This is a genomic window from Pseudomonas sp. PS01297 (assembly GCF_029959305.1).
Lineage (GTDB): Bacteria > Pseudomonadota > Gammaproteobacteria > Pseudomonadales > Pseudomonadaceae > Aquipseudomonas > Aquipseudomonas helleri.
This window is the reverse complement of sequence record NZ_JASCPQ010000068.1, coordinates 24,917-31,496: the sequence shown is the minus strand read 5'-3', so window position 1 is coordinate 31,496 and position 6,580 is coordinate 24,917. Positions and strand designations below refer to the sequence as shown.

General features: G+C 61.6%; 4 protein-coding genes. 3 read left to right on the top strand and 1 reads right to left on the bottom strand.

Annotated features, from left to right (window positions below; genetic code table 11):
• Window positions 1-106 precede the first annotated feature (106 nt).
• Window positions 107-517: a hypothetical protein gene (locus QMX84_RS18710; RefSeq protein WP_048368958.1), complete on the bottom strand. Its 411-nt coding sequence runs from the start codon at window positions 515-517 to the stop codon at window positions 107-109.
• A gap of 224 nt (window positions 518-741) precedes the next feature.
• Here QMX84_RS18710 and QMX84_RS18705 point away from each other — a divergent pair, with 224 nt between their 5' ends.
• The 3 genes from QMX84_RS18705 to QMX84_RS18695 are packed head-to-tail and all read left to right on the top strand — an operon-like array spanning window position 742 to window position 6,521.
• A complete protein-coding gene (locus QMX84_RS18705) occupies window positions 742-3,963 on the top strand; it encodes an efflux RND transporter permease subunit (RefSeq protein ID WP_262124537.1) in 3,222 nt (1,073 codons plus the stop codon).
• Window positions 3,953-5,119, top strand: a complete 1,167-nt coding sequence (locus QMX84_RS18700; protein ID WP_262124538.1) for an efflux RND transporter periplasmic adaptor subunit — start codon at window positions 3,953-3,955, stop codon at window positions 5,117-5,119. Before QMX84_RS18705 ends, QMX84_RS18700 begins: the two co-directional genes overlap by 11 nt.
• Window positions 5,103-6,521, top strand: coding sequence for an efflux transporter outer membrane subunit (locus QMX84_RS18695; protein ID WP_262124540.1), 1,419 nt, complete (start codon window positions 5,103-5,105; stop codon window positions 6,519-6,521). Before QMX84_RS18700 ends, QMX84_RS18695 begins: the two co-directional genes overlap by 17 nt.
• Window positions 6,522-6,580 lie beyond the last annotated feature (59 nt).

The window sequence follows — 6,580 nt, the reverse complement described above, 5'->3', positions numbered from 1 at the left end:
CTCGCGATTAGAACAACGCGTTTCAATCTTCAAGCGCGTCGATTCTATCGCGAGCAAGCCCGCTCCCACATGGTTCCGCGCCCGCGGGGGGGGGGTGGGTGGGGGGTTAACCCGGCATGCAGTTGAAGTCGGCGGTGTGGGCCACTTCTTTACCGCTTGCGTCCACTAGGGTGGCGCTTACATGGGTGCCCAGGCTCGACTCAACCAGCTTGTAGCGCTCGCCCGCCTTGAAGTTCTGGTAGTTGACATTACCCTGGCAATCCACCTCGTTTTCATCACCTGTAGCGCCTTCATACAAGGTCACGTCCAGCTTGTGGGCGCCCGGGGTGACTTCAAAGTAACGGCCATCATTGATGTTCTTGCCGTCTACGCGCTCGGCCATCAGGTCGCTGTTACCTTCTTCCTGCAGACCAATCCAGGCTTCACCCGGATCTTGCTTTGGCATGGGGCCGGCACAGGCTGTCAATAGCAGGGCCAGGCTCAGGGTCGGGATAAGCAGCAGTGGTTTAAGGTTCATTACGGTATGCCTCACACAGGGAACCAAAGAGTGCGACTGGCCGAGAGTCAACCCGTCGAGTGGTTCCAAGCTTGGACCCGTAAACCGCTCTAGCCCAATGAATCTAGGTGAAGGGAGTTTAAGGACTTTACTAACGCAACCTTCATGTTGGTGAAAGCTGAAAGTTAAGGTGTGACGGTAAGACTGCCCGTGTTTGCAATTTTCACTCCTTCGGAGGTTCAGGCATGCTCGGGCTGGTAAAGACCGCACTGCACAAGCCCTACACGTTTATCGTGTTGGCGATTTTTATCTGCATCATCGGGCCACTCGCGGCTTTGCGCACCCCGACGGATGTGTTCCCTGACATCGGTATTCCCGTGGTTGCCGTGGTGTGGCAATACACAGGGCTGGCGCCTGCCGACATGGCAGGTCGAGTTATTTACACCTACGAACGCTCATTGAGTACCACCGTTAACGATATCGAACACATCGAGTCTCAATCTTTACCCGGCATGGGCATTGTGAAGATCTTCTTCCAGCCGGGCGTCGATATCCGCACGGCCAACGCGCAAGTGACCGCCGTGTCACAAACCGTGCTCAAGCAGATGCCGCCTGGCATCACCCCGCCGCTGATTCTTAACTACAGCGCCTCGACGGTGCCGATCCTGCAACTGGCGTTTTCCAGCCCGACGCTCTCGGAAGCGAAAATTCGCGACCTGGTGCAGAACAACATCCGCTTGCCCCTGAGCGCCCTGCCCGGCCTGGCCATGCCCACGCCCATGGGCGGCAAGCAGCGCCAGATCACCCTTGACCTCGACCCCCAGGCCCTTGCGGCCAAAGGCCTGTCGGCGCAAGACGTGGGCAATGCGCTGGCCGCGCAGAACCAGATCATTCCGGTGGGCACGGCCAAGCTCGGCACTTACGAATACACCGTGATGCTGAACAACAGCCCAACGGCGATTGATGAACTCAACGATTTGCCCATCAAGACCGTTGACGGTGCGCTGATCACCATTGGCCAAGTGGCCCACGTGCGGGATGGTTCGCCGCCGCAAACCAACATCGTGCGAGTCGACGGCCATCGCGCCGTGCTCATGCCCGCGCTCAAAAACGGCAATATCTCGACCCTGTCGATTGTCGACGGGATTCGCGGGATGCTGCCGCGCATCAATGAAACCTTGCCACCCTCACTGAAAACGTCATTGCTGGGCGACGCTTCGGTGTTCGTTAAACAGTCAGTGGGCAGCGTGGCGCAGGAAGGGATCATTGCCGCCCTGCTCACCAGCGCCATGATTCTGCTGTTCCTCGGCAGCTGGCGTTCGACCCTGATCATTGCCGTCTCGATCCCCTTGGCCGTGCTCTCGGCGATTGCCCTGCTGGCCGCCACCGGGCAAACCCTGAACGTGATGACGCTCGGAGGGCTGGCACTGGCGGTGGGGATATTGGTCGACGATGCGACGGTGACCATCGAGAACATCAACTGGCACCTTGAGCAAGGCAAGACGGTGCGCAAGGCGATTCTCGATGGTGCCAAACAGATCGTTGGCCCGGCGTTTGTCTCGCTGCTGTGTATCTGCATCGTGTTTGTGCCGATGTTCATGTTGCAAGGGATTGCCGGCTACCTGTTCCGCCCCATGGCACTCTCGGTGATTTTTGCGATGGGCAGTTCGTTCATCCTGTCGCGGACCCTGGTGCCCACCCTGGCGATGTTCCTGCTCAAGCCACACAACCCTGAGCAAGGCCCCGGGCATCACCCGGAAGATGGTTTTATCAACCATCACGAGGGCGATCAGCCGACCCGGACACACTCGGCGCCAGTGCGTGCGTTGCTGAACTTCCAGCAAGGTTTTGAACGGCGCTTCTCGGCCGTGCGCGATGCGTACTACGGCGTGCTGGAACTGGCGCTGGCCAATCGCAAACGCTTTTTGCTCGGTTTCATGGCCTGTGTGCTGGCGTCCTTTGTCTTGCTCCCGACCCTGGGCCAGGACTTCTTCCCGGCGACTGATGCCGGGGCGCTGGCCTTGCACGTGCGCTTGCCATTGGGGACGCGGATCGAGGAAAGCGCCGCGGCGTTTGACCATATCGAATCGCGCATTCGCGAGATCATCCCGGCTGATCAACTGGACACCATCATCGATAACATCGGCATCCCGTTGAGCGGTATCGACATGGCGTACAGCAGCAGCGGCACCATTGGCCCGCAGGATGGCGATATCCAGGTCACCCTCAAAGCCAATCACGGCCCGACCGCCGAGTATGTCAAACGCCTGCGCGAGGCCCTGCCCGAGAGTTTCCCCGGCAGCCAGTTCGCCTTCATGCCCGCCGACATCAGCAGCCAGATCCTCAACTTCGGTGCTCCGGCGCCGCTGGACGTGAAGATTTCCGGGCGTGACGACGCGGCCAACCGGGCCTACGCCCTGGAACTGCAACGGCGCCTGCAACATGTACCGGGCATTGCCGACCTGCGCATCCAGCAGTCCGTGGGTTACCCTTCACTGCAAGTCAAGGTCGACCGTCTGCGGGCCAATGGCCTGGGCATCACCGAACGCGACGTGACCAACAGCATGGTGGCCTCGCTGGCCGGCAGCTCGCAGGTGGCACCGACGTTCTGGCTCAACCCGCAAAACGGCGTGTCATATGGCGTGGTGGCCGCCACCCCGCAGTATCGCCTCGACAGCTTGCCAACCCTGGAAGCCTTGCCGGTGACCGGCAGCAATGGTCAGTCAGCGATCCTCGGCGGGCTGGCAACCATCAGCCGCGTAGACAGCCCGGCGGTGGTCACGCACTACAACATCCAGCCCACCCTGGATCTGTACGCCAACATTCAGGGCCGCGATCTGGGCTCGGTGGCAGCGGATGTACAAAAGGTCATCGACGGTGCGTCGGACCTGCGCCCCAAAGGCGCGATCATCTCCCTGCACGGTCAGATCGACGCGCTGCATGAGGCGTTCAGCGGCCTGAGTTTTGGTCTGCTGGGTGCGGTGGTGCTGATCTACCTTTTGATCGTGGTCAACTTCCAGTCCTGGCTTGACCCGTTTGTGATCATCACCGCCCTGCCCGCGGCCCTGGCCGGGATCGTGTGGATGCTGTTCCTCAGCGGCACCTCGCTGTCGGTCCCGGCCTTGACCGGTGCGATCTTGTGCATGGGCGTGGCCACCGCCAACTCGATCCTGGTGGTGAGCTTCTGTCGAGAGCGCCTGGCCGTTCACGGCGATGCCCTCAAGGCTGCACTTGAAGCGGGCTACACCCGTTTCCGCCCGGTGTGCATGACCGCCCTGGCGATGATGATCGGGATGCTGCCGCTGGCCATCTCGGAAGAACAGAACGCCCCGCTAGGACGCGCCGTGATTGGTGGTCTGATGCTGGCAACCGTCGCCACCCTGCTGTTCGTGCCCGTGGTATTCAGCCTGGTGCACGGCCGTGAAAAAAATCGCGCTGCTGCTGGAGAAACTACCCATGTCGTCTGATCAAAAACCTTCGCGCAAGCGCCTGATGCTGCTGGGCATCGGCGGCCTGACACTGGCCGCGCTGCTGGTCGCCAATGGCCTCGCCGCGCGCAGCCGGCATGAGCAGGCGGTGGTCGGTTGGACCGAAGCCGCCGCCCTGCCCGTGGTCAGCGTGTTCCAGCCTTTGCAAAACGCCCACGGCGACACTCTGCGCCTGCCCGCGCATCTGGAAGCCTGGAGCAAAGCGCCGATTCACGCCCGGGTGAACGGTTACCTGAAAAGCTGGACCAGCGACATCGGCAGCAAGGTCAAGGCCGGTCAGGTATTGGCGGTGATTGACAGCCCCGATCTTGACCAGCAACTGGCACAGGCTCACGCACATATGCTGCAAGAGCAGTCCAACGCCAAGCTCGCGGCGACCACCGCGACGCGCTGGCAAAACTTGGTGGACAGCCATTCGGTATCGCGTCAGGAAGCCGACGAGAAACTGTCCAATGCCGCTGCGGCGAAAGCCAACGCGCAGGCCGCCGAAGCGGACTACGCGCGGTTGGCTTCGCTGGAAGACTACAAGACCATCCGCGCGCCCTTCGCCGGGACCATCACCGCGCGCAACACCGACATCGGCCAACTGGTGAAGGCCGACACCGACAGCGATCCGGAACTGTTCGACATCGCCGACACCCATCAACTGCGCCTTTACGTGCCGGTGCCGCAAAACTATGCCAGCGTGATTCGCCCCAACATGCAGGTGCAACTCAATGTGCCTGAGCATCCGGGGCAAACCTTCAGCGCCACGCTGGTCGGCAACTCGACCTCGATTGACCGGCGCTCCGGCACCCTGACCGCACAGTTTGTGGTGCAAAACCCCAACGACGCCCTGCTGCCCGGCGACTACGCCGAAGCGGTCCTGTCGATTCCGGCAGATACCCATGGCGTCAGCATTCCGGCCAGTGCGTTGATCTTTCGCGCCCAGGGCACCCAGGTGGCCGTGCTGGACACCGCGCAACACGTGCACTTGCAGGACATTCATATCGGCATGGACCTGGGCGACAAACTGGTGATCGACCAGGGCCTCAAACCCACTGACACCGTCATCGATAACCCGCCTGATTCTTTGCGTGACGGCGACTCGGTCAAACTTGCCGATGCGGGAGCCCCTCATGTCGCCAAAACTTAAACGCAGCGCCTTGCTCCTGGCACTCGCGCTGCAAGGTTGCTCATTGGCCCCGACGTACAAACCGCCGCTGCTGGACCTGCCGCAGCACTACCGCGAACAGACCAGTGATGGCCCGTGGCACAGTGCGCAGCCGGGCGACAGCGTGTCGCCACAGTGGTGGCGCGCCTATCAGGATGAGCGCTTGAACGACCTGCAACAGCGCTTGCTCAGCGCCAACCCGGACCTTGCTGCGGCCCTCGCGCACTTCGATTCGGCGCAGGCGTATGCCAGCCAGTTGCATGCCGGGCTGTTCCCGCAAATCACCGCCAGCGAGCAAACCTTGCGCCAGCGCCAATCGGACAACCGACCGTTGCGCGGCAGCACCCAACCTTCGGTGTACAACAGCAACACCGCAGGCTTTGCGCTGAGTTTCGACCTGGACCTGTGGGGCAAAATCCGCAACCAGGTCGCCGCCGGTGACGCACAGGTTCAGGCCTCGGCCGATGACCTGGCGGTGGCACGCTTGAGCTTGCAGAAGCAACTGACCGGCCTTTACGTTCAACTCGATGGCCTGGATGCGCAAAGCCGCATCCTGTCCAAGTCGCTGGACGATTACCGCCAGGCCCTGGACCTGACCAAGGCACGCTATCAAGGGCAAATTGCCTCGGAGATGGACCTGACCCGTGCACAGAACCAATTGGCCCAGGCCGAAGCCCAACTGGACGATGTGCGCGGTCAACGCAACCTGACCGAGCACGCCATTGGCGAACTGGTGGGCGTGCCCGCCAGTCAATTCCAGCTGGCCGCGCGCAGCGACACCTTAAACCTGCCGCAGCCACCGCAAGCCCTGCCCAGCACCCTGCTGCAACGGCGCCCCGATATCGCCGCGGCCGAGCGTCGGGTATTTGCCGCCAACGCGCAAATAGGCGTGGCCAAGGCCGCCTGGTACCCCGACTTCAGCCTGACCGGCCTGTTTGGCGGTCAGACTCAGGGCTACGGCAACCTGTTGGCGGCGGGCAACCACTTCTGGGCGCTGGGCCCGCTGGTCAGCTTGCCGATTTTTGACGGCGGCAGGCTCGACGCCCAAGAGCGTCAGGCCAAGGCCGAGTTCGAAGAAGCCTCTGCCCACTACCGCAGTCAAGTGCTGCGCGCCGTTCGCGAAGTCGAAGACAACCTGGCGCAATTGCGTGACCTGCAACAGGAAAACCTCGACGAACAAGCCGCAGCCAATGCTGCGCAACACACCCAGACACTGGCCACCAACAGCTATGAAGCGGGCGCCGTAAGCTACTTGGATGTTGTGACAGCGCAAACCGCTGCGTTGCAGGCCGAACGCCAGGTACAAGCCCTGCGTACCCGGCAATTGCAAGCCAGTGTCGGGTTATTGACCGCGTTGGGGGGCGGTTGGGAGGGGCAGCAGTAGATCAAAAATCTCTGTAGGAGCGAGCTTGTCTCGCGATCTTTTGATCTTTAAAAGATCGC

Bases quoted from the DNA above. Each gene is read 5' to 3' on its own strand.
- QMX84_RS18710 (WP_048368958.1), bottom strand. From the start codon at position 517: ATGAACCTTAAACCACTGCTGCTTATCCCGACCCTGAGCCTGGCCCTG.
- QMX84_RS18705 (WP_262124537.1), top strand. From the start codon at position 742: ATGCTCGGGCTGGTAAAGACCGCACTGCACAAGCCCTACACGTTTATC.
- QMX84_RS18700 (WP_262124538.1), top strand. From the start codon at position 3,953: ATGTCGTCTGATCAAAAACCTTCGCGCAAGCGCCTGATGCTGCTGGGC.
- QMX84_RS18695 (WP_262124540.1), top strand. From the start codon at position 5,103: ATGTCGCCAAAACTTAAACGCAGCGCCTTGCTCCTGGCACTCGCGCTG.